This is a genomic window from Mesorhizobium sp. M1A.F.Ca.IN.022.06.1.1, from assembly GCF_003952605.1.
Classification (GTDB): domain Bacteria; phylum Pseudomonadota; class Alphaproteobacteria; order Rhizobiales; family Rhizobiaceae; genus Mesorhizobium.
Window position 1 is genome coordinate 4173208 of sequence record NZ_CP034455.1, and the last position, 22995, is coordinate 4196202.

16 protein-coding genes and 1 tRNA gene are annotated in these 22995 nt (G+C 63.6%); 9 read left to right on the forward strand and 8 right to left on the reverse strand.

All coding sequences use genetic code 11. The features are described 5' to 3' along the window. The first annotated feature begins 146 nt into the window (after nt 1-146). The gene (locus EJ078_RS19800) at nt 147-1301 is read left to right on the forward strand and encodes a dihydrodipicolinate synthase family protein (RefSeq protein ID WP_127403940.1); all 1155 of its coding nucleotides are present in this window, start codon (nt 147-149) and stop codon (nt 1299-1301) included. A gap of 499 nt (nt 1302-1800) precedes the next feature. After that, nucleotides 1801-2550, forward strand: a complete 750-nt coding sequence (locus EJ078_RS19805) for an IS5 family transposase (RefSeq protein ID WP_127403939.1) — start codon at nt 1801-1803, stop codon at nt 2548-2550. Nucleotides 2551-2921: 371 nt separating this feature from the next. Here EJ078_RS19805 and EJ078_RS19810 read toward each other — a convergent pair. Both EJ078_RS19810 and EJ078_RS19815 read right to left on the reverse strand, forming a co-directional pair. Next, nucleotides 2922-2996, reverse strand: a tRNA-Val gene (locus EJ078_RS19810). Between the two features lie 215 nt (nt 2997-3211). Continuing rightward, the gene (locus tag EJ078_RS19815; protein WP_006199474.1) at nt 3212-3574 is read right to left on the reverse strand and encodes a response regulator; all 363 of its coding nucleotides are present in this window, start codon (nt 3572-3574) and stop codon (nt 3212-3214) included. Nucleotides 3575-3739: 165 nt separating this feature from the next. Here EJ078_RS19815 and EJ078_RS19820 point away from each other — a divergent pair, with 165 nt between their 5' ends. Together EJ078_RS19820 and hisN are read left to right on the forward strand one after the other, a co-directional pair. Beyond that, nucleotides 3740-4681, forward strand: a complete 942-nt coding sequence (locus tag EJ078_RS19820) for an N-formylglutamate amidohydrolase (RefSeq protein ID WP_067002532.1) — start codon at nt 3740-3742, stop codon at nt 4679-4681. Nucleotides 4682-4985: 304 nt separating this feature from the next. Next, complete coding sequence (gene hisN, locus EJ078_RS19825; protein ID WP_127215497.1) at nt 4986-5759, forward strand: histidinol-phosphatase; 774 nt, start codon at nt 4986-4988, stop codon at nt 5757-5759. 20 nt (nt 5760-5779) lie between these two features. Here the strand turns inward: hisN and EJ078_RS19830 are convergent, their stop codons facing one another. Next, entirely contained in the window at nt 5780-6736 is a 957-nt protein-coding gene (locus EJ078_RS19830; protein WP_127215498.1) for an alpha/beta hydrolase, read from the reverse strand. A 462-nt stretch (nt 6737-7198) separates the two neighbouring features. Between EJ078_RS19830 and EJ078_RS19835 the strand changes: the two genes are divergently transcribed. After that, a complete protein-coding gene (locus EJ078_RS19835; protein ID WP_067002526.1) occupies nt 7199-7666 on the forward strand; it encodes an Hsp20 family protein in 468 nt (155 codons plus the stop codon). Between the two features lie 181 nt (nt 7667-7847). On the opposite strand, the gene EJ078_RS19840 is transcribed toward EJ078_RS19835, so the two are convergent. After that, nucleotides 7848-8900: a low specificity L-threonine aldolase gene (locus EJ078_RS19840; protein ID WP_127215499.1), complete on the reverse strand. Its 1053-nt coding sequence runs from the start codon at nt 8898-8900 to the stop codon at nt 7848-7850. A 490-nt stretch (nt 8901-9390) separates the two neighbouring features. Between EJ078_RS19840 and gltB the strand changes: the two genes are divergently transcribed. Together gltB and EJ078_RS19850 are read left to right on the forward strand one after the other, a co-directional pair. After that, nucleotides 9391-14109: a glutamate synthase large subunit gene (gene gltB / locus EJ078_RS19845; protein WP_127215500.1), complete on the forward strand. Its 4719-nt coding sequence runs from the start codon at nt 9391-9393 to the stop codon at nt 14107-14109. Nucleotides 14110-14263: 154 nt separating this feature from the next. Then, nucleotides 14264-15718, forward strand: a complete 1455-nt coding sequence (locus EJ078_RS19850) for a glutamate synthase subunit beta (protein ID WP_095826717.1) — start codon at nt 14264-14266, stop codon at nt 15716-15718. Between the two features lie 38 nt (nt 15719-15756). Here EJ078_RS19850 and EJ078_RS19855 read toward each other — a convergent pair whose 3' ends face one another. Together EJ078_RS19855 and EJ078_RS19860 are read right to left on the reverse strand one after the other, a co-directional pair. After that, a complete protein-coding gene (locus tag EJ078_RS19855; RefSeq protein ID WP_095826716.1) occupies nt 15757-16971 on the reverse strand; it encodes a DUF459 domain-containing protein in 1215 nt (404 codons plus the stop codon). A 115-nt stretch (nt 16972-17086) separates the two neighbouring features. Further along, nucleotides 17087-18307: a lytic murein transglycosylase gene (locus EJ078_RS19860; protein WP_127404345.1), complete on the reverse strand. Its 1221-nt coding sequence runs from the start codon at nt 18305-18307 to the stop codon at nt 17087-17089. 224 nt (nt 18308-18531) lie between these two features. Between EJ078_RS19860 and galU the strand changes: the two genes are divergently transcribed. Then, entirely contained in the window at nt 18532-19437 is a 906-nt protein-coding gene (gene galU, locus EJ078_RS19865) for a UTP--glucose-1-phosphate uridylyltransferase GalU (protein WP_067325925.1), read from the forward strand. Nucleotides 19438-19506: 69 nt separating this feature from the next. On the opposite strand, the gene EJ078_RS19870 is transcribed toward galU, so the two are convergent. Next, nucleotides 19507-21297 carry an outer membrane beta-barrel protein gene (locus EJ078_RS19870; protein ID WP_067327029.1) on the reverse strand — a complete coding sequence of 597 codons (1791 nt, stop codon included), beginning with the start codon at nt 21295-21297 and terminating at the stop codon, nt 19507-19509. 160 nt (nt 21298-21457) lie between these two features. Between EJ078_RS19870 and EJ078_RS19875 the strand changes: the two genes are divergently transcribed. Then, nucleotides 21458-22459: a KpsF/GutQ family sugar-phosphate isomerase gene (locus EJ078_RS19875; RefSeq protein WP_127215437.1), complete on the forward strand. Its 1002-nt coding sequence runs from the start codon at nt 21458-21460 to the stop codon at nt 22457-22459. A 66-nt stretch (nt 22460-22525) separates the two neighbouring features. Here EJ078_RS19875 and EJ078_RS19880 read toward each other — a convergent pair whose 3' ends face one another. Continuing rightward, a complete protein-coding gene (locus tag EJ078_RS19880; RefSeq protein ID WP_067325928.1) occupies nt 22526-22990 on the reverse strand; it encodes an NfeD family protein in 465 nt (154 codons plus the stop codon). Nucleotides 22991-22995: the final 5 nt, after the last annotated feature.

Sequence of the window (22995 nt, forward strand, 5' to 3'; positions counted from 1 at the left end):
TCGATTTCGAAAAATTGATCGATGGCCAGAAAATGTATGGGTTTAGGGCCGCAGCGCTGCGTTGGATCGCTTCAGTCGCAGGGATCATAAAGGTTCTTGATTTATTGGAACGTTCCATCTATAGGCTGCCACAAAGGGAGATTTCGATGGACATCATCCTGCCTGCGAAGAATGGCGATCGTGTCGGCTACCGGCTGGTCGGCCAACCGGCGCAGCCCAACATCGGCGCGGATTTTCCGCGCCTCGCCTATGCCGCCGCCCATGTCGTCGCCAACTCCTTCGCCATGACCGATCCCTGGTCGCGGCCGGCGCTCGACTGGGACAAGACCATGGCATTCCGTCATCATCTGTGGCGGCTCGGCTTCCGCATCGCCGAGGCGATGGACACCTCGCAGCGCGGCATGGGGTTCGACTGGGCGAGCGCGAAAGAACTGATCCGGCGCTCGATCGCCGAGGCGCGCACGGTGAAAGGCGCCGATCTCGCCTCCGGCGCCGGCACCGACCACCTGACGCCGGCCGCGGCAAGGACGCTCGACGATGTGATCCGAGCCTATGAGGAGCAGTTCGCCTTCATCGAAGGCGAGGGCGGCAAGGCGATCATGATGGCAAGCCGCGCGCTGGCGGCCGCGGCCAAAGGCCCGGACGACTATGCCCGCGTCTACGACCGGATCCTCAGCCAAGCCTCCGGCAAGGTGATCCTGCACTGGCTGGGCGACATGTTCGATCCGGCGCTCAGGGGCTATTGGGGCAGCAACGATTTCGATACCGCCTTGGACACCGTGGTCGCCATCATCGAGCGGCACGCCGACAAGGTCGAAGGCATAAAGATATCACTGCTCGACGCCGGCAAGGAGGTGCTGCTGCGAGACCGCCTGCCTGAAGGCGTGGTGATGTTCACGGGTGACGACTTCAACTATCCGGAGTTGATCGCGGGCGACGGCAAGAGGCACTCGCATGCGCTGCTCGGCATCTTCGATGCCATCGCCCCGGTGGCCAACCCCGCGTTGGCCAGGCTCGCCGAGGGCGACCGGGCCGGCTATGACGCGCTGATGGCGCCGACCGTGCCGCTGTCGCGCAAGATCTTCGAAGCCCCGACGGAATATTACAAGGCAGGCGTCGTCTTCATGGCCTGGCTGAATGGCCACCAGGATCATTTCACCATGGTCGGCGGCATGCAGTCGGCACGCGGCGTCTGCCACTACGCCGATGTTTTCCGCCTCGCCGATCAGGCGGGATTGCTGGCCGATCCAGATCTCGCCGTCGCTAGAATGAAAGCGCTGTGCGCCGTCTCGGGCGTCTGAGAGGGATACGCCTCTCGCTTCCCCTGCCGCTGGCGAAGAGCGTAACTTTGATATCGGGCTTGGGCCGGCAGCAGTCGAACTTCAGCTGGAAGGGGTGGGCACCGCCGTCATGGACCATCATTAGGCCGACCGATCGGCAGTAGCGCATGTTCTCGCAGGCCGAGGTCTAGTCTAGATCCCAGTGACTTTGCGAGAAATCCGCTTCAACCGGTGCGGATCGATCTGCGATTCTGTGTCGATGCTTCTGCCTCGAACGATTGATCACATCTCTCGTTTGGGCGAGGAGCTTCCTGTCGCTCTCGGCTTGAAGAGGGCGCGGACGTGGGTTGTCGGGAATTTGGTCTCGCATGACGCGTCTCCGGTCTTGGTTCAGACGGGAGCGCGGTCGCTGTCTCTCAGCCGCCGGCGTCCTTTGCTAGGTCCAATATACATTCAGGATTTTCAACGCGGTTGGCGTTGATTCATTGCGTTCCGAGGGTTCTGATTCGGAGCGCGACGGATGGCCAAGCGGTACGAACTGACGAACGTCCAGTGGGCGCGCATCGCTGCGCTGTTGCCGGGTAAGGCGGGTGATCCGGGCCGCACCGCGGCCGACAATCGCCTGTTCGTCAACAGTGTCCTGTGGGTGCTGCGCTCCGGCGCCCACTGCCACGACCTGCCGATGCGGTACGGCAAATGGAAGAGCGTCCATACCCGCTTCTCGCGTTGGGCCAACAAAGGCGTGTGGGAGCGGGTCTTCAAAGCCCTCATCGACGATCCCAACAATGAATATCTCATGCTCGACACCACCCTGGTTCGCGCCCACCAGCAGGCAGCGACCGGAAAAGGGGGGACCAGAACCAGGCTCTGGGGCGTTCGAGGAGGACTGACCACCAAGATCCACATGCTCGCCGATGCCCTTGGCCGGCCACTGCGCTTCATCCTCACCGGCGGGCAGGCGCATGACATCGTCACTGCCGCGGCGCTGCTCGATGGCATGAAGGGCGGCGCCGTCATCGACAAAGCGTACGACAGCAACGACTTGCGCCGGATCATCGCCGACGCCGACATGCTTGCCGTCATCCCTTCCAAGCGATCCCGCAAAGTGCCGATCCCGCACGACATCGTTCTCTACAAGACCCGCAACCGCATCGAACGCTGCTTCAACAAGCTCAAGCATTTCAGACGCTTCGCCACACGCTTCGATCGTCGCGCCGGCCACTTCCTCGCCTTCACCCATCTCGCCGCAGCTATGTTATGGATGCGCTGAATGTCGATTCAGCCTAGTTGCCGACGATGAAGGTTAACTTGCGGGCGTCAGATCAGTTTGCACGGTGCGTTAGAGATCTTCTGGGCCTTGCCGGAATATCCAGGCTCGCTCTCGGGCCGACTGCAGTTCGCTGCGGATCCGTCGCGCTTGTTGCCGTTCGGCGTCGACTTCGGCTCGAAGCCGATACCGCTCGGCGCGCAATTTGATGGGATCTATATAAACCTTCCAACTCGTCTTCGGCCATTGCAGCCAGTCCCCATTTGGCGTGCAACGGAACGCGTCCGCTTTGGTTCCGGGGTCGCGGTTGGAAATCTTCGACCCGGAGTTTCGGTGCCAATCGGCACATTGGGTTAGCTAAGTTATTGAAAGGATGGTGGGCGTGACAAGGATTGAACTTGTGACCCCTGCAATGTCAATGCAGTGCTCTCCCGCTGAGCTACACGCCCATCCGAAGCCGCGCATACACCATTTTTGGTCCGGCACGTCAATAGCAGGAACAAGAAAAGAAAGCTCCGTTTCGCCGCAGCGGCGGAAGCGCCGATGCCTAAAGCGCGTCGCGTCGAAACGGGTCCGAGTGACGCGCTTAGATCTTTGTTTTGTGGATGTCGTTTTCCCAGCCGCTGCGCCGTTTTGGACGACATGCGCCGGCCGGAAAAACCCTTTAGGCGGCCTGAAGCATCTTCTCGACCTCGTTGACGAGATCGCGCAGATGGAACGGCTTCGACAGCACCTTGGCGTCCTTGGGCGCCTTGGAATCCGGATTGAGCGCGACGGCAGCGAAGCCGGTGATGAACATGACCTTGAGATCCGGATCGATCTCAGTGGCGCGGCGGGCAAGCTCGATGCCGTCCATCTCCGGCATGACGATGTCGGTCAGAAGCAGCGAAAAAGGCTCTTCGCGCAGCCGCTCATAGGCGCTGGCGCCGTTGTCGAAATCGCTCACCTGGTAGCCGGCGCGTTCCAGCGCCTTGACGAGGAACCGGCGCATATCGTCGTCGTCTTCCGCCAGAAGAATGCGTGCCATCGTATCCCGTCCGAATCACCCGCCCCAAGCCTGCCGCCGGGCAAGCCCGTTAACCATCCTGTATATGAGGAGGAGACGGTAAACATCAAGTGAACGTTGGCCTTGTCGCGACCACTTCGACTGTGCGTTTCGCGGGGCTGAAATGCTGGACATGCCGGGCGCAAGATGGCAGTTTCGCATCATGATGCAGTGCTTCGTCCTGGTTCGTTCAAATTGAAGACGGCAGCCGAGGATTTTTCGGTCACACCACCCTTCGAAATCCGATCGGGCGCCGAGCAACGCGTAGCTTTCCTGTTCAACTCGCCGCATAGCGGCCGCCATTATCCCGAGCGCTTCCTGGCCATGGTGCGGCTCGACCGCAACGCCATACGCCGCTCGGAGGATTGCTATGTCGATGAACTGTTCGGCGGCGCCGTGGCGCTCGGCGCGCCGATGCTGGCGGCAAATTTCCCGCGCGCCTATCTCGACGTCAACCGCGAACCGTGGGAACTCGATCCGCGCATGTTCGCGGAGCCGGTGCCGTCCTTCTGCAATATCCGTTCGGCCCGCGTCGCGGGCGGGCTGGGCACCGTGCCGAAGCTGGTGGGAGAGGGGCTCGACATCTATCCCGGGCGTCTGCCGCTCTCCGAGGCCGTGGGACGCATAGAGGCCGTCTACAAGCCCTATCACGAGACGCTGAAGCGGCTCTTGACCAGGACCCACGCCAGGTTCGGCTATGCCGTGCTGATCGACTGCCATTCGATGCCGGCCAGCGTCCGGGTCGGCGACAATGGCGCGCGGCCGGACTTCATCATCGGCGATCGTTTCGGCATTTCCGCCAGCGCCGCTCTAACCGAGAGGGCGATCGGCCTGCTCACCGGAATGGGCTACGCTGTCGCGCATAACAAGCCTTATGCCGGCGGCTTCATAACCGAGCATTACGGACGGCCGGCGCGTCATCTCCACGCGCTGCAGATCGAGGTCAATCGCGGGCTCTACATGAACGAGCGGACATTCCAGAAATCGGCTGGCTTCGACGCTTTAGCCGACGACCTGACGCGGTTTTCGGCCGAACTGATTTCGATGCCCGGCCATCATTTCCTCGACCTGCCGCTCGCCGCCGAATGACGGCGGCGCTGGGAACCGCAGCTCAAAAAAAGACCGCATCGTTTTCACGACACGGTCGAAGTCTAGGGAGGAAACGCCCAAGGAGGGCATGGACAGGATAAGCTGTCCGAGAACAAAAGTATTGTGCGATGCACAAATGTCAATCGACTTCAGGCTTTTTTAATTCAATATCATGTGCAAATCCGGTTTCGGCGCCTGACGTGTGACTTTGAGGCAACAGGCGAGGGCGCCTGACCCGGTTTCACGATCCGGTCCGGCAAGAAGACAGCAGCTGCCGGATGGTTGCCGCAACGGGGAGAGTGGGTTGGATATCAGCATCGACTTCATGCGGCGCATCGCGCGTGCCGCCGCCGCCGAGACCTTGCCTCGCTTCCGCAGCCAGGCCGCAGTCGCCAATAAGCTGGCGGAGAGCTTCGATCCGGTGACGGAGGCCGATCGCGAGGCCGAGCGGGCGATCCGGGCGCTTATCTCGGCGGAATATCCCGATCACGGCATCCTCGGCGAGGAGCATGGCAGCGAGAACATTTCGAGCCGGCATGTCTGGGTCATCGACCCGATCGACGGCACACGCGCCTTCATTTCCGGCCTGCCGGTCTGGGGAACGCTGGTCGGACTGACGATCGACGGCGATGCCGTAGCCGGCCTGATGTCGCAGCCCTTCACCGGCGAGCTGTTCTATGCCAATGCCTCCGGCTCGCATTACGAAGGCCCGGGCGGCCCGCGCAAGCTCGCGACGCGCAAGACGACGCAGCTTTCGCAGGCGACCCTGTTCACCACCACGCCGGCGCTGTTCAAGGGCGCGGCGCGCAACCGCTATGACGCGTTCGAGAAACAGGTGCAGCTCGCCCGCTACGGCACCGACTGCTACGCCTTCGCCATGATGGCGGCGGGCAGCGTCGATATCGTCGCCGATCCGGGTTTGAAATCCTACGACATCGTGGCGCTGATCCCGATCATCGAGAAGGCGGGCGGCGTCGTCACCACCTTCGAAGGCGGGCCGGCAGAAAACGGCGGCGACATATTGGCGGCGGCGACGCCGGAATTGCACGCCGCGGCAATGGCGGCGCTGCGCGGCTGATCCGCGGCGTCGTTCCGTGATCAGGCAGCGTCGCCGGTTCCCGGAACAAAAGCATCGAAGGCCGCCAGGAGCTGCTCGCGAAAGAGATCCCTCTCTTGCAGGATCTCATGATGCGCGCCGTCGATCATCAACAAAGAGCCGACGCGAAGCCGTCTGGCATAGGATTCGACCGCCTTGGTAGAGACCACCTGGTCGGCGCCGGCGGCGACGATCAGCGTCGGTACCTGGATCCTTGCCATGAAATCGGGGTCGCTGACCGCTTCCGCGGCTGCGGCTGCGGCCTTCAGCCAGCGGATGGTCGGACCACCGAGTCCAAGGTGGGGCCAGGCCCTGTAAATGTCGGTATTGCGCCGGTAGCGCTCCGGGTCGGACGTCACCTTGTTCATTTCGAACGGCGTCGGCAATTTCGGGCGCGGCCCCCAGGCGGCATAGAGGCGGCCGAGGCCCAGCGCGCAGAACACCGCGCAGACGCGCCTTATGGTGGCGATCGAAACCCGCAAGTCGGGCACGGCCAGGAAAGGCGCGATCAGCACCATCCGCCGCACCCGGTTGACCATCGACGGCGAGGCAAGCAGCGCGATCACTGCTCCCGTCGAATGGGCGAGGATGTAATAGGGACCGCGGCAATCGGGCAGCACGATCTCCTCGAAGAACTGCTCGAGATCACGGGTGTAGTCGCCGAAGCTGCGGACATAGCCGCGCTGCCGGTCGCGCAGCAGGCGGCTGGAATCGCCCTGGCCGCGCCAGTCGAGGGTGGCGACGCCGAATCCGCGGTCGGCGAGATCGCGGATGGTCTCGAAATATTTCTCGATGCACTCGTTGCGGCCGGTCAGCAGCACCACCGTGCCCTGGAGCGGGCGGGCGACGGCGGCGAAAACGCCGTAGCGGATCTTCCTGCCGTCGCGGGTGGTGAAGAAGCCGCCGGCAGCGTTCTGCGGCGGCGGATTGCCCTCAGTCAGATAGAAAAGGTCCGTCATTCGGCGCTTCGTTGATTGCTTCTTGCCCGAGCGGGCCTGGCGTCGCCACGGTGATAGACGCCCATGCGCCAAAAGCAAAGGTCCGGGATACGCGCTTTCCTGAACGGGAAGGCCGGAAGCACCTGCGGCGCGCTTCCGGCCTCTGTCGATCCGGGAGGAAGGGACGTTACACCCGGTCGGCCTCGTCGCGGCGCACCGATCGAGGCGCCGCATGTCCGTATTGTTGACTGCAGCCTAGCGAGCCCCGGCTGAACGGATGCCGAAGCCTCGGTTCATCTGGCGTTCATCGAGCGAAAAAATCGAAGGGAAAGTTGGTGCGCGAAGTTCTTGAAATGGGCTTTTCCGCTTCCCAAATGGAGGTTGCGGCCGCCGATGTCGGGGCCGCTGGCCTATCCGGAGCGCCTTTCGAGGGTTTCGTACCGGGTCAAACGCAAACCATGTTGCTCAACAGGAGAACACATCATGCGTCACGTTGATTTTTCCCCGCTTTATCGTTCGACCGTCGGTTTCGACCGGCTGTTCACCATGCTCGATACGCTCGGCCAGCCCGAGAGCGCGCAGACCTATCCGCCCTATAACATCGAGCGCACCGGCGAGAACGCCTATCGCATCTCGATGGCGGTTGCCGGCTTCTCGGAAGACGAGATCTCGATCGAGGCGCACCGCAATGTGCTCACCGTCAAGGGTGAGCGCAAGGAAGAGAACAATGGCGAGGGTTCGGAGCTGCTCTATCGCGGCATCGCTTCGCGCGCCTTCGAGCGTCGCTTCCAGCTCGCCGACCACGTTGAGGTCGAGGGCGCCACGCTGAAGAACGGCCTGCTCTTCGTCGACCTCAAGCGCAACATTCCGGAAGAGCTGAAGCCGCGCAAGATCGCGATCACCTCGTCTTCGGACAAGGCCAAGCAGATCGAGGCCAAGGCCGCCGCGTAAGCCGCGGGCTCCATGTTTAGGAAACGTCTCCCTCCCGAGACGAAAGCGGCGCCGAAGGGCGCCGCTTGTTTGTGACATTAATCCTGCGCCAGAAAATCAACGCGGCGACATTTCGCGGATGTTTTCTGGCGTTTTGATCCTGCTTGGCCTCGAACTGTCGCTGGGGCCTTTGCTCGCCTGATCATTGCGAGAGGAGTTGGCCGAGACGGTCGATCTCTTGCGTGGTGGTGGCGAAGCTGGCGACGAAACGGTAGATTGCTTCCTTGTCGCCGAGATGGCCTTCGAAACCCTGCGGCACGCCCCATTCATAGAATTTGGCGCCGGCGGTCTGCAGCTTTTCGGCAAGAGCGCGGTCGAAGATTGCGAACACTTCGTTGGCCTGCGGCAGCCAGGCGAGCCTGCCCGCCGGCGCGTCCTCGATCGTCTCGGCGAGATGTGCCGCCATCGCATTGGCATGCCGCGCCATCCTCAGCCAAAGGTCGTCGGTGAAATAGGCTTCGAATTGCGCCGAGATGAAGCGCGCCTTGGAAAAGGTCTGTCCGGCGCGCTGGCGAAGCAGGCGCAGATCCCGGCCGACTTCGGGGTTGAAGATCACCACCGCGTCGGCCATCCAGCAACCGTTCTTGGTGCCGCCGAAGGAGATCAAGTCGACGCCGCTCCTCCAGGTCATTTCCGCCGGCGTGACGTCGGTCGCGGCAATCGCATTGGCAAAGCGCGCGCCATCCATATGCAGCGGCAGCTTGTGCCTACGGCTGACCTCGGCAATCGCCTTGACGTCGTCGACGGTGTAGACGGTGCCCACCTCGGTCGCCTGGGTGATCGTCACGGCCATCGGCTGGCCGGCCGGCGCAAGATCCTGCGCATAGCGCTTGATGGCATTGTCGAGAGCCTGTGGGTTGATGCGCCCCAGGGGACCCGCAACCGGCGCCGTACGAGCGCCGCCGGTGTAGAAGCCCATCGCGCCGAACTCGTCGACATTCATATGCGCTTCGGAATGACAAAGGGCGATGCCGCCGATACGGTTCAACGCCGCCATCGAAAGCGCGTTGGCCGCGGTGCCGGTGGCGACGAAGAACACCTGAACATCGCGCTCGAAGATCTCGCTGAAGCGATGGTAGACGGTGCGGTCCAGGTCGCCGTCGCCATACGCGGTCGCGATGCCGGCCGCGTGGCGGGAGAGGTTCGCCGAAATGTCGGGATGAACGCCCGCCCAGTTGTCGGATGCAAAGAACATCGAGAGGTCCGTATTGTGATTGGCAGAAAGCGGCGCGACTTGACTGCTTTGGCGCGCGAAGCGCAAGGGCCAATCTTTCGCAAAACGGTGAAGCCAGCCGGGCCGTAACGACTGACTAGAGGTTGCGTTTTTTGATCCCTTCGCGAAATTTTGTGTCGCGGCACGCCCGAGAATTTTGTGAATCGGTCTTGTGCAGGTGCGGGATTTCTGCCATAAAAAATTTAGGACAGTAGTGCTGTCTTATTTTGTCGCACAAAACAGGCTGGACTGGCATATCATCGCTGCCATTCCGGCCATTGTCGCGAGCGGCGGGTAGACGGCTCCGCTCTGGCCTGTACGATACCGGATGCGAACCGGGCGTATGGCCGCATAGTTCGGCAAGAATTTCGCGAGACGTGCAGCAAGGACGAAGGGAAGCATCGTGCTTCCCAAGGCAAACCAGCGCCCCGAGGGAAATCACCGCCAAGGGTGCGGAACGGAGGATAGGACGATGACGGAACTGACGCCATCTGCGATCAACGGCCAGGCCGCGCAGACGAAAGCGGCAGCCGTCAAAACTGGTACCACCGCCAATGGTTTGATCGCGCAGGGCCTCTACGATCCGCGCAACGAGCATGACGCCTGCGGCGTCGGCTTCATCGCCAACATGAAGGGCGTAAAGTCGCACCAGATCGTCGAGGACGGTCTGGCGATGCTGGAAAACCTCACCCATCGCGGCGCTGTCGGCGCCGATCCGCTGGTCGGCGACGGCGCCGGCGTGCTGGTGCAGATTCCGGATCGGTTCTTCCGCGATGAGATGGCCGCAAACGGCGTCGAACTGCCGCCGGCCGGCCAATATGGCGTCGGCCACTGGTTCATGCCGCAGGACGCAGCACTTCGCGCCCATATCGAGGATATCATCGCCGAATCGGCCCAGTCCGAAGGGCTGCCGCTGATCGGCTTCCGCGACGTGCCGGTCGATAATTCGTCGCTGTCGAAGGCGCCGGAAATTGTCGCCTCCGAGCCGTTCCATCGCCAGGTGTTCATCGGCCGCACGGCCGACATTCCGGACGACGAGGAATACGAGGCGAGGCTCTACCTGCTGCGCAAGGTGATCTCGGGCCGCATCTATGCCGAGAACGACAACAAGGATGTCGGCGCCTATTGCGTGTCGCTGTCGGCGCGCACCATCGTCTACAAGGGCATGTTCCTCGCCTACCAAGTCGGCGCCTATTACAAGGACCTCAAGGATCCCCGCTTCGACACGGCGCTGATCCTCGTCCACCAGCGCTTCTCGACCAACACCTTCCCGTCATGGAAGCTGGCGCATCCCTATCGCATGGTCGCGCATAACGGCGAGATCAACACGGTGCGCGGCAACAACAACTGGATGGCGGCGCGTCAGGCCTCGGTCGATTCGGAGCTGTTCGGCAACAACATCTCGAAGCTGTGGCCGATATCCTATGAAGGCCAGTCCGACACGGCGTGCTTCGACAATGCGCTCGAATTCCTGTTTCAGGGCGGCTATAGCTTAAGCCACGCCATGATGATGCTGATCCCGGAAGCCTGGGCCGGCAACAAGCTCATGGATCCCGACCGCAAGGCGTTTTACGAATACCACGCCGCGCTGATGGAGCCGTGGGACGGGCCGGCGGCGGTCGTCTTCACCGACGGGCGGCAGATCGGCGCGACGCTCGATCGCAACGGCCTGCGTCCGGCTCGCTACATCGTCACCGACGACGACCGCGTCATCATGGCTTCGGAAGCCGGGGTGCTGCCGGTGCCGGAGGAAAAGATCGTGCAGAAGTGGCGGCTGCAGCCCGGCCGCATGCTTTTGATCGATCTGGCCAAGGGCCGCATCATCTCCGACGAGGAGATCAAGTCGGAGATCGCGACCAGGCACCCTTACAAGACCTGGCTCGCCAACACGCAGTTGATTCTTGAAGAGCTGAAGCCGGTCGAGCCGCGGGCGCTGCGCAAGGATGTCAGCCTGCTCGATCGCCAGCAGGCCTTCGGCTACACACAGGAAGACACGAAGCTTCTAATGGCACCGATGGCCACTACCGGCCAGGAAGCGGTCGGCTCGATGGGCACCGACACGCCGATCTCGGCGATGTCGGACAAGTCGAAGCTGCTCTACACCTATTTCAAGCAGAACTTCGCTCAGGTCACCAATCCGCCGATCGACCCGATCCGTGAGGAACTGGTAATGAGCCTGGTGTCCTTCATCGGGCCGCGGCCGAACATCTTCGACCTGATCGGCACATCGCGCCGCAAGCGGCTTGAAGTGCGCCAGCCGATTCTCACCAACGGCGATCTCGAGAAGATCCGCTCCATCGGACACACCGAGGACCGCTTCGACACCAAGACGATCGACATCACCTACGGTTCGAACGAGGGCGCTGCCGGCATGCAAGGCGCCATCGACCGGCTCTGCGAGCGTGCCGAGGCGGCAGTCGCGGGCGGCTACAACATCATCATCCTGTCCGACCGCCAGGTCGGGCCGGACCGCATCGCCATTCCGGTTTTGCTGGCGACGGCGGCGGTGCACCATCACCTGATCCGCAAGGGCCTGCGCACCGCGGTAGGACTGGTCGTCGAATCCGGCGAGCCCCGCGAGGTGCATCATTTCTGCTGCCTCGCCGGCTATGGCGCCGAGGCGATCAATCCCTATCTCGCCTTCGACACGCTGCTCGACATGCACAGGCGCGGCGAGCTGCCGGAGGAGGTCGACGCATACGAGGTCGTCTCCCGCTATATCAAGTCCATCGGCAAGGGCATCCTCAAAGTGATGTCCAAGATGGGCATCTCGACCTACCAGTCCTATTGCGGTGCGCAGATCTTCGACGCCATCGGGCTGAAGTCGGACTTCGTCGAGAAGTACTTCACCGGCACTGCGACGCTGATCGAAGGCGTCGGGCTGGACGAGATCGCGACCGAGACTCTCAGCCGCCATACCGATGCCTTCGGCAACGACCCGGTGCTGCGCAACAATCTCGAGGTCGGCGGCGAATACATGTTCCGCATGCGCGGTGAGGCGCATATGTGGTCGCCGGATGCGGTCGCCAGCCTGCAGCATGCCGTGCGCCAGGGCTCCTGGGACACGTTCAAGGAGTATTCGGCGCAGATCGACAGCGCGACAGCTAGAGCGCAGACCATCCGCGGCCTGTTCGAGATCAAGCTGGCGGAAGAGACCGGCCGCAAGAAGGTCGCGATCGAAGACGTCATGCCGGCGGCCGAGATCGTCAAGCGCTTCTCGACCGGGGCGATGTCCTTCGGCTCGATCTCCCGGGAAGCGCACACGACGCTGGCGCGAGCGATGAACGCTATCGGCGGCAAGTCGAACACCGGCGAGGGCGGCGAAGAGGCCGACCGCTATCTGCCGCTGCCCGGCGGCGGCAAGAATCCGGAACGCTCGGCGATCAAGCAGGTCGCGTCGGGGCGGTTCGGCGTGACGGCGGAGTATCTGGTCAATTCCGACGTCATGCAGATCAAGGTGGCCCAAGGCGCCAAGCCCGGCGAGGGCGGTCAGTTGCCCGGACACAAGGTCGACGCCACCATCGCCAAGGTCAGACACTCGACGCCAGGCGTCGGCCTGATCTCGCCGCCGCCGCATCACGACATCTATTCGATCGAGGATCTGGCTCAGCTGATCTACGACCTTAAGAACGTCAATCCGGCGGCCGATGTCTCGGTCAAGCTGGTGTCGGAGGTCGGCGTCGGCACGGTTGCGGCGGGCGTCGCCAAAGCGCGCGCCGATCACATCACCATCTCCGGCTACGACGGCGGCACCGGCGCTTCGCCGCTGACCTCACTCAAGCATGCCGGCAGCCCGTGGGAAATGGGCCTCGCCGAGACGCATCAGACCCTGGTGCTCAACGGCCTGCGCTCCCGCGTGGCGCTGCAGGTCGACGGCGGGTTGCGCACCGGCCGTGACGTCATCATCGGCGCGCTGCTCGGCGCCGACGAGTTCGGCTTCTCGACCGCGCCGCTGATTGCGGCCGGCTGCATCATGATGCGCAAGTGCCACCTGAACACCTGCCCGGTCGGGGTGGCGACGCAGGACCCGGTGCTGCGCAAGCGCTTCAAGGGCACGCCGGAGCATGTCATCAACTTCTTCTTCTACGTGGCGGAGGAGGTGCGCGCGCTGCTCGCCGAAATGGGCTTCACCCATCTCGACCAGATCATCGGCGACACCGACCTTCTGGAGAAGCGCGACGTGATCCAGCACTGGAAGGCGCGCGGGCTCGACTTCTCGAAGATGTTCTTCAAGCCGGAGGCGCCGGCTGAGGCGCTGCACTGGACCGAGCGGCAGAAGCATCCGATCGACGACGTGCTCGACCGCAAGCTGATCGAGCTGGCAAAGCCGGCGCTGGAAGCCAAGCAACCGGTCAGCATCGAGCTGCCGATCCGCAATGTCGACCGCTCTGCCGGCGCGATGCTGTCGGGCGAAGTCGCCAAGCGCTTCAAGCACAAAGGCCTGCGCGAGGACACGATCCAGGTTAAGCTCACCGGCACGGCTGGCCAGTCTTTCGGTGCGTTTCTCGCGCGCGGCGTTTCCTTCGAGCTGGTCGGCGCCGGCAACGATTATGTCGGCAAAGGCCTGTCGGGCGGCCGCATCGTCATCCGGCCGCCGGAAGAGGCCAAGATCGTCGCGGCCGACTCGATCATCGTCGGCAACACGGTGCTCTACGGCGCGACCGAGGGCGAGGCCTATTTCGCCGGCGTCGCCGGCGAGCGCTTCGCGGTGCGCAATTCCGGCGTCGTTGCCGTTGTCGAAGGCGTCGGCGACCATGGCTGCGAATACATGACCGGCGGCATCGTCGTGGTCATCGGCAAAACGGGCCGCAACTTCGCCGCCGGCATGTCGGGCGGCGTCGCCTATGTGCTCGACGAGAAGGGCGATTTCGCCGAACGCTGCAACATGGCGATGGTCGAGCTGGAGCCCGTTCCGGAAGAGGACGACCTGATGGAGAAGCTGCTCCATCATGGCGGTGACCTCGACCATAAGGGACGCGTCGACGTCTCCGGAGACATGACAAGCCATGACGAGGAGCGGCTCTATCAGCTGATCTCGAACCACGTCCATTACACGGGCTCGGTGCGCGGCCGCGAGATCCTCGACAATTGGGCAAGCTTCCGGCCGAAATTCCGGAAAATCATGCCGGTCGAGTATCGCCGCGCGCTGATCGAGATGGAGCGCATGCGCATGAGCGTGGCGGCGGAATAGGCTTTGGGCACGGCCGGGGAGGTAATCGCCCGGCCGGCATCCTCACCAACAATCCTGACCTCGGACCAAGGTTGCCACGGCGTCCTTATGAGGTTAACGGGTGCGCCGACAAGCTAGACTTGCGAGCGCGCCTTCGGACAGCAGGGACTGGACTATGGGCAAGGTAACAGGGTTTCTCGAAATCGACCGGCAGGTGCAGAAGTACCAGCCTGCCTCGGATCGCATCCGGCATTTCCGCGAATTCACGCTGCCGATGTCGGACAAGGAGGTCGAGAAACAGGCCGCGCGCTGCATGGATTGCGGCATCCCGTTTTGCCATGGGCCGACCGGCTGCCCGATCCACAACCAGATCCCGGACTGGAACGACCTCGTCTACAATGGCGACTGGGACAGCGCGATCCGCAACCTGCATTCGACCAACAATTTCCCGGAGTTTACCGGCCGCATCTGCCCGGCGCCTTGCGAGGAAGCCTGCACGCTGAACCTCGAGGACATTCCGGTCGCCATCAAGACGGTCGAGCAGGCGATCGCCGACAAGGCCTATGAAACCGGCCACATCCGGCCCTACCCGCCGGAAAAGAAGACCGGCAAGCGGGTTGCCGTCATCGGCTCCGGGCCGGCCGGCATGGCCGCCGCCCAGCAGCTCGGCCGCGCCGGCCACGATGTGCATGTCTATGAGCGCGAGAGCCGGCCGGGCGGGCTGATGCGCTACGGCATTCCCGACTTCAAGATCGAGAAGCATTACATCGATCGCCGCATCGAGCAGATGCAGGGCGAGGGCGTGAGTTTCCATTGCGGCGTCAATGTCGGCGTCGACAAGCCGGTTGCCGAGCTCCTCGCCGAGCACGACGCCGTGCTCTATTGCGGCGGCTCGGAAACGCCGCGCCCGGCCAACATTCCGGGCGACGATCTCAGCGGTGTCTATGATGCCATGCCGTATCTCGTGCAGCAGAACCGCCGCGTCGGCGGCGAGCCGATCCAATCGGTGGCCTGGCCGTCACATCCGATCATCGCCGGCGGCCAGCATGTCGTCGTCGTCGGCGGCGGCGACACCGCGTCCGACTGCATCGGCACCGCCTTCCGGCAAGGCGCGGTGCGCGTGACGCAGCTCGACATCCGTCCGCAGCCGCCGGAGAAGGAAGACAAGCTCGCCGTTTGGCCTTACTGGGCGACGAAGATGCGCACGTCTTCCTCGCAGGCCGAGGGCGCGGAGCGCGAATTCCAGGTGGCGACCCTCGAATTCATCGGCGAGGACGGACAGCTGACCGGCGTCCGCTGCTGCGAGGTCGATGAGAAGCGCAAGCCGATCGCCGGCACCGAGTTCGTCATCCGCGCCGATCTCGCCTTCATCGCCATCGGCTTTGCCGGTCCGGCGAATGATGGGGTCATGAAGGAGCTGGACGGCGAGATAAAGGTGGTCACCGACAGCCGCCGCTCGCGGAACGTCGAGGCCGACGACCGCGACTACAGAACCAGCATAGACAGGCTCTATGCCGCGGGCGACGTCCGTCGCGGCCAGTCGCTGGTGGTGTGGGCGATCCGCGAAGGCCGCCAGGCAGCGCGCGCGATCGACGAGGCGCTGATGGGGTCTAGCGTACTCCCCCGCTGAGTCTACCTGCAGCCACGATGTGCTCTTCCGTTGCGGCCCTACCGACGCACCGCTGTCGAGGTCTCCGATGAAGCGGTCGGCGTCTTCGGCGGCCAGGAAAAATCGTCGGCTCGGCCGGGCGAGGCGACGGGCGCCTTGCCCTCGACGGTCAGCTTTTCGCCTGGAAGATTCGGATCGGCCTTGGCTGGCGGTGCGGCACCCAGCAGCTCGGTCCCGCCGTCGAGCGCGGGGTCGCTGAGCAGCATCGGCGCGGTGCGGTCGACGATGACAGGGGCCGCGGCAGGCTTCGACGCCTCGACCGGAGCGCCCGCCGGCGCGGAAACCGTGGTGACGCTTCCGGGTGCCGCCAGCCCGAGGATTTTGGCCAGCGGCTTTTCGGTGTAGAAGGCAAGCTTGCGCTTGCCGGCCTTGGTCACGTTGATGCCGTCGTCGGAGCGCAGGCGCACCGGCTGGCCGTTGATGTCCGGACCGGAGGTGACGAAGGCGCCGTTCTCGTCGACGAAGCCGTCCCAGACATCGACGAACTCGCCGCCATGGGTCTGTGCGGCTGAATGATAGATGTCGTTGAAGGCGAGCATGTCCGAGGTCATTTTTGCCGCCCCGAACGCCGGCATGCCGACCCACAGGAACGGCACCTTTGCATCCTGAATGGCCTTGCCCAGCGCATCGGTGCGGTGCTCGTATTCCTTGGTCCAGTTCTCGGAGCGCGGCTGCTCGCGGACGTCGCCGACGCGCATCTGCTGGCGGTCGTTGGAGCCAAGCATGACCACCACCACGGACGGCTTCTCCGTCTCGATCAGAGACTTGATCTCGACCGGCCAATTGTAGAAATCGTCACGCACGAAGCCCGACGAGCCGTTGCTGCGCGAAACGATCCTGACCGCCGGATTGTCGGCAAAGGCGACGTCCAGACCCTCGGCGAGCCCGCCCGCCAGGAAATCGCCGACCACCAGCACGACGCGCGCATCCGGCGCCTTTTCGACGACCGGCGCCTCCGGCTCGGCCGGCGGGCGCGGCTTGGGTTTTCTGGCCTTCGGCTTCGGCCTCACCGGCTGGACATTGGCAGGGGGTTCAATGCGCTCGCTGCGGCGCGGGAAAAGAAGATCGCGCAGCGACCAGCCGCGGTTTCCGTCTTCCTGCGCGAAAGCCGGGGAATGAAAGGCGCTCGAGCCGGCGACGGCAAGCACAGCGATGGCCAGGACGAGAATCGGCAGGCGGCGAACGATCAGCCAGACACGCGCGACCGTAACCAATGAAAGTCTCCATCCTTGGCGCATGACAACGTAAAAAGCCGGCAAGTCATGCGCAGGCCGCAGCGCTACAGCATCCTTTCCGCTTTTGAAAGGATGCTTGACGCCATGGGCGGCTCTATTGCTTCCGGAGCCATTTCAGCACTTCCAGGCTCGGATAGCCATCCTGGCTCAAGCCGACCTTCGCCTGGTAGGCCATGATGGCGGCCTTCGACCCCTCGCCGATCTTGCCGTCGAACTTGCCGTCATAATAACCGTGCTCGGAAAGCCGCTTCTGCAGTTCCTGCCGTTGCTCGAAGCTGAGCTTGGTGAAAGGCCGCTGCCAGTCCTGCACAAGCCCGGTGCCACCGGCGATTTCGTCGGCGAGCAGGCCGACGGCCAAAGCATATTTGTCGGCATTGTTGTAAGCCTTGATGACCGAGAAATTCCTGATCATCAGGAAGGCCGGTCCGCCCCTGCCGTCCGGCACCTTGAGCGTCGCCTTGTCGCTCAGGTTCCTGAACGGCTTGCCGTTGGCCCTGGCGACCCCGAGCGCCTGCCACTGCGCCAGCGTCTTCGATCCGGCCGGCAGCTTGCCCGGCGGCAAGGTCACTTCATAGCCCCAGGTCTTACCCGCCTGCCAGCCGTTCTTCCTGAGCAGGTTGGCGGCAGTCGCCAACGCGTCGGGTATCGAATTCCAGATGTCGCGCCGGCCATTGCCGTCCATGTCCACCGCGTAGTGCTGATAGCTGGTCGGGATGAACTGCGTCTGACCCATCGCGCCCGCCCAGGAACCCATGAGATGGCTTTCATCGATGTCGCCGGTCTGCAGGATCTTCAGCGCCGCGATCAGTTGGGTTCGGGCATATTTCGAGCGCTTCGGGTCGCCATAGGCAAGGGTCGCCAGCGAACGGATGACATTGCGCATGATGTCGTCGCGCTTGAGGATCTCGCCATAGTTCGATTCCATCGACCAGATGGCGAGAAGGATATGGCGATCGACGCCGAACCGCGCCTCGATCCGATCCAGCCACGGCTTCCATTTGCGCGCCATTGCCTGACCGTTGGTCACCGACTGGTCATGCACGCGGTTGTCGAAATAATCCCAGGCGGGGGCGGTGAATTCCGGCTGGGTGCGGGCCTTTTCCAGCACGACCGGGTCGGGCTCGATGCCCCTCATGGCCCTGTCGTAGACTGCGCCGGAAACGCCGCCCGAAACCGCGGTGGCACGGAAGCCCGCGACCCACTGGCGGAAACCCGCATCGGCGAAAGCGGGTCCGGCGGGCATCAGCAAGGCAAGCGTGAGGCTCGCGGCCGTCACAAATGCCGTCAGGCGCCTTGCGCTGTTGCGAACGGACATCCTTTTCCTCCTTCATCAAAATTAGGAAGGATCATTCAACGCCGAAGCCGGTTAGTATTTAGTTTACCATAGGTGCCATTAGGAACGAAAAGAGAGGTCCGTACTTTAACTTTCGATTTTCAGGCCAGCCGCTCGGGTAATTCAACATTCCGGCGCGAAAATGTTCGGGGGGATTGCGGAGCGGATGGCCGCGCGGATAATGGGCTTAAACGTATGGGTGGAGCATGAAGCGAGTTCGCAAGGCAGTTTTCCCGGTCGCCGGTCTCGGCACACGGTTTCTTCCGGCCACCAAGGCCATCCCGAAGGAGATGCTGACGGTCGTCGACCGGCCGGTCATTCAATATGTGGTCGACGAGGCGCGCGACGCCGGCATCGAGCATTTCATTTTCGTGACCGGGCGCAACAAGGCGGTCATCGAGGATCACTTCGACGTCCAGTTCGAGCTCTACGATACGCTCGCCCAGCGCGGCAAGGACGACCAACTCGCCCGCCTGCAGCGGCTGCAGCCAGCGCCTGGCCAGACCAGCTTCACCCGCCAGCAGGTGCCGATGGGCCTTGGCCATGCCGTCTGGTGCGCGCGTGAACTGGTCGGTGACGAACCATTCGCGCTGCTTTTGCCCGACATGATCATGCAGTCGGAAAAAAGCTGCATGAAGGATATGGTCGAACTCTATGCCGAGACCGGGAACAACATCATCGCCGTACAGGAATGCGACCCGGCCGAGGCCCATAAATACGGCATCGTCGGCCGTGGCGAGGACACCCATCACGGTTTTCGCATCACCGGCATGGTGGAGAAGCCGAAGGCTGGCACGGCGCCCTCCAATCTCTTCATCAACGGGCGCTACATCCTGCAACCGGAGATTTTCGGCATCCTCGAAAGCCAGGAGCGCGGCGCCGGCAACGAGATCCAGCTGACGGATGCGATGCTGAAGCTGGAGAAGCAGCAGCCCTTCTACGGCTATCACTATAAGGGGCGCACCTTCGACTGCGGCTCGCCGGAAGGCTTCGTCGAGGCCAATGTCGCCTTCGCGCTCTGGCGCAGCGACATGAATGCGAGCATGGCTGGGGTCATCCGCACGCTGCTGGATGAGGTGCGGCCGGCGGAGCGGGTCGGCGCCGCTTCCTAGGTGCTGGCTAAGCGGCGTTGATCCTTCGGATCTCCGCGTCCGCGTCGCTGGCGCGAGGATGACGAAGCGTCAGCGCTGCACCTTCAGGCCGAGATAGACGCTGTTGGCGACATAATCGCGACCGGGAAGGTTGCTGGTGAGCTTCTCCGTCCTGATTCTTGTGGTGAGGCCGGCATAGCGGTTCAGCCACCAGGTCAGGCCGGCCTCGGCGCTCAGGACCAGATCGTGGCCATCGGAGCCGGTGTAGTCGCGCCAGTCGAGCCCGAGCGCTGTATTCGCCGTCAGGTTGGCGCGGACCTGCCGCTCGCCGGTGAGCCGGCCCGAATAGAGGAGGTCGCCGCTCTCGTTAGCGATGGTCGTGGTCTCGACCGTGGTTCTTCCGGTCAGCCCGATGATGGTGCCGCGCTCGGGCGACCATCTGAGGTCGGCGTTGACGTAGGGCCCCGCAATCGCCGGCAGACGGTCGTCGTCGATGCCTTCGCGCAGCCAGCCGACGGAGAACTCGCCGGAGAGCTTCTCGCGCATGTCGAGCTCGAGGCCGGCACGCGCGCCGAGCCGCGTCGAGGAGCGCTCGAAACCGTTGCTGTCGAGGCGCAGATCGTAGATCCGCCGGCCGGCTTCCACCTCAAGGAATGGCGTCATGGCCGGTGAGACCTGGTAGCCGGTACGCAAGGTCGCAGAGTAGAGTGTCGAGTCGCGATCCTTCAGCGACAAGACGGTGCCGTCCGAGAGCTTGGCGTCGCCGTAGAAGTCATGCGAGACCGCGCCGGTCAGCGCGTAGCGCATCTTGCCGACATCCTTCTCGATGCCGAGGCTGCCGTCGACGGTCTGCCGCAGCGGCTGTGAGGTGACGCCGGCAATCGCATCCGGCGAGGACGCCGATTCCGGCACCGCTTCATAGCCGAGCTTGGCGATGGCGCGCAGTTCATTGTCGAGGTCGACATTGAGCTGGCCTTCGATCCGTCCCTGCGCATCGTTGATCTTCTGGCCCGAAAGCGTGTTGCGAAAAAGGCCGTAGCCGTCGACGACGGCCGAATTCTCGCGCCAGTCGGAGGTGGCGGAGAAACGCAGCGCGGTTTCGGACAGCACAGCCGACCTGCCGCCGGCGCTGGCATCGGCATTGGAAGTCGCGGTGAGGCCTTGCTCGAGTGTCGGACGGAAGACAAAGGTCCCGACCTTGATGCCGGGGGCGGCGAAGGCATCGTCCTCCAGCTTCACTTTCTGGCCCTCGATCGATCCTGTGCGCTCCGCGCCGGGATCGAGCTTCTGCCGGTCGACGCTGTCGATGGTGACGGCGCGGCGGTTCGCGCCGTCATCCTCGGTGGCCGCCGTTTCGGCCGGATCGCCGGTGGCGGCCTTGGCCGTGCTGTCGGCCGTCTGGCCAGGCTTCTTGTTGGCGTTTTTCTTGTCGGCCGCCTTGGCATCGCTTTTCGCGTTGGCACCCGCCGAGCCCTGCCTGGCAGTCGAAGGCCGACGTGGCGCGGCAATTGTCTGATTGTCGGCGAAGGGGTCGTCGGTGGCTTGCGGCTGGTTGAAGATGCTGCCCTCCGCGCCCCCGGTCTGGTCGTCGTCGGGCACCGCGCCTGGGCTTGCCGGCTCATAAGGGTTGGCGGGCGTCTGGTCCTCAGCCATTTGGGTCGCCGGAACCGCTTGATCCAGCGATCCCTGCGGGCGCAACTGTCTCGCCTTGCGTTGCTGGTCGGCCAGGATTGCCGATTCGGAGACCTCGCCGCGCAACTCGGTTTCCTGCGAAAATGCCGGCACTGTGCGCAGCAAGGCGACGATGCTTGCCGTCAGCAAAAGCGCTGCAACGGCAATGCACTTCCGGCCCTTTTTCGTATCTGGCTCGCCGCCGAACATCATCACCACTGCTTGCGCGGCGCAGGCGCGCCATACTTACCGGACCGTAAATGCGGATGGTTAACGGAGGGTTGAAACAGGCCAAGGGCCCTGTCCGCGACGCACGCGAGACGGGAATTCCGTTGGACAGGCGGGCGACATGGCGCTAATGGCATCTGCCATGCACGCGGGGTCCTCAGAAAGAAAGCAGCCGGACAGGCAGGCAGCGATTGAATCGGCGCTGAGAACGGTGGCGACGGAGCAGGCCGGCATGGCCGCGCTTGCAGCCGCTCTCGGCAACGGCTTGTCCGAACCGTTCGCTGCCGCAGTGGATGCCATCGCGCAGATCGAGGGCCGAGTCATCGTCACCGGCGTCGGCAAGAGCGGGCATATCGGCTCAAAGATTGCAGCGACGCTCGCCTCGACCGGCACGCCTGCCTTCTTCGTCCATCCGGCCGAGGCCAATCACGGCGATCTCGGCATGATCGCCGGGGACGACGCCATCATCGCCATGTCTTGGTCGGGCGAGAGCAAGGAACTGATGGGCATCGTCGCCTATTCCAGACGCTTTTCGATCCCACTGGTCGCCATCACCTCGGGCGAGAATTCGGCGCTGGCGCGCGCCGCCGACGTCGTGCTGTTGCTGCCGGCCTCGCCGGAGGCCTGTCCGCACGGGCTGGCGCCGACGACATCGGCGCTGCTGCAGCTGGTCATGGGCGATGCGCTGGCGATCGCGCTGCTCGAGGCGCGCGGCTTCACGCCGGACCATTTCCGCACCTTCCATCCCGGCGGTCAGCTCGGCGCCAATCTGATGCAACTGCGAGAGATCATGCATGTCGGCGAGCGGCTGCCGCTGGTACCGTCGGGCACGGGAATGCGCGAAGCGATCGTTGAGTTGTCGCGCAAGGGTTTTGGCTGCGTGGCGATCACCGGCGCCGACGGTGCGCTGATCGGCATCATCACCGATGGCGACATCCGCCGCCACATTGCCGATGATCTTCTGTCGATGAACGTCGATGAGGTGATGACAAAGAAGCCGAAGACGGCTGCCCCCGACACGCTGGTGGCGACGGCGCTGCAGACGATCAATACGTCGGCCATCACCAGCCTGATGGTGGTCGAGGCCGATCGCCCCGTGGGGCTGGTGCATCTGCACGATCTGCTGCGCATCGGCGCCGCCTGAGATGCGCGAGACTCAGGACACGCAGGCCTGATTCCCAAACGGCTTCAGAATAGGAAACCCGCAAACTCAGACGGCCTCCACCGTCAGCTCCAAATCGGTGTCGGCGGCGCCGGTCACACGCACCTGGGTGCCGACGGGCAGGTCCGGGCCGGAGACACGCCACAGCGTGTCGCCGAGGCGGATGCGGCCGCGGCCATTCTTGATGGGCTCGGCCAATGTCGCCGTGCGGCCGACCATCTGAGCGCCGCGGCGGTTGAGCAGCGGCTGGTCCGCATTGACGGCACGATCGCCCACCAGCTTCTTGCCGACGAAGGCTGAGACCAGAGAGAGCACGAGGAAGGCGAGCACCTGGAGCTGCCAAGTCCAGAAGGCAGCGTCCCAAATCAGCAGCGATACCGCGCCGATGATCAGCGCGGCGATGCCGATCCACAGCATGAACACGCCGGGCGCCACGATTTCCATCACCAGCAGCACGAAGCCGAGGACCATCCAGTTCCACGGCCCGAGTTCCGAGACGATGCGATCGATCATTGACG

Excerpts from the sequence above, each read along its gene's own strand:
- EJ078_RS19800 (WP_127403940.1), top strand. The coding sequence starts at position 147 with ATGGACATCATCCTGCCTGCGAAGAATGGCGATCGTGTCGGCTACCGG.
- EJ078_RS19805 (WP_127403939.1), top strand. The coding sequence starts at position 1,801 with ATGGCCAAGCGGTACGAACTGACGAACGTCCAGTGGGCGCGCATCGCT.
- EJ078_RS19815 (WP_006199474.1), bottom strand. The coding sequence starts at position 3,574 with ATGGCACGCATTCTTCTGGCGGAAGACGACGACGATATGCGCCGGTTC.
- EJ078_RS19820 (WP_067002532.1), top strand. The coding sequence starts at position 3,740 with ATGGCAGTTTCGCATCATGATGCAGTGCTTCGTCCTGGTTCGTTCAAA.
- EJ078_RS19830 (WP_127215498.1), bottom strand. The coding sequence starts at position 6,736 with ATGACGGACCTTTTCTATCTGACTGAGGGCAATCCGCCGCCGCAGAAC.
- EJ078_RS19835 (WP_067002526.1), top strand. The coding sequence starts at position 7,199 with ATGCGTCACGTTGATTTTTCCCCGCTTTATCGTTCGACCGTCGGTTTC.
- EJ078_RS19840 (WP_127215499.1), bottom strand. The coding sequence starts at position 8,900 with ATGTTCTTTGCATCCGACAACTGGGCGGGCGTTCATCCCGACATTTCG.
- gltB (WP_127215500.1), top strand. The coding sequence starts at position 9,391 with ATGACGGAACTGACGCCATCTGCGATCAACGGCCAGGCCGCGCAGACG.
- EJ078_RS19850 (WP_095826717.1), top strand. The coding sequence starts at position 14,264 with ATGGGCAAGGTAACAGGGTTTCTCGAAATCGACCGGCAGGTGCAGAAG.
- EJ078_RS19860 (WP_127404345.1), bottom strand. The coding sequence starts at position 18,307 with ATGTCCGTTCGCAACAGCGCAAGGCGCCTGACGGCATTTGTGACGGCC.
- galU (WP_067325925.1), top strand. The coding sequence starts at position 18,532 with ATGAAGCGAGTTCGCAAGGCAGTTTTCCCGGTCGCCGGTCTCGGCACA.
- EJ078_RS19870 (WP_067327029.1), bottom strand. The coding sequence starts at position 21,297 with ATGTTCGGCGGCGAGCCAGATACGAAAAAGGGCCGGAAGTGCATTGCC.
- EJ078_RS19875 (WP_127215437.1), top strand. The coding sequence starts at position 21,458 with ATGCACGCGGGGTCCTCAGAAAGAAAGCAGCCGGACAGGCAGGCAGCG.
- EJ078_RS19880 (WP_067325928.1), bottom strand. The coding sequence starts at position 22,990 with ATGATCGATCGCATCGTCTCGGAACTCGGGCCGTGGAACTGGATGGTC.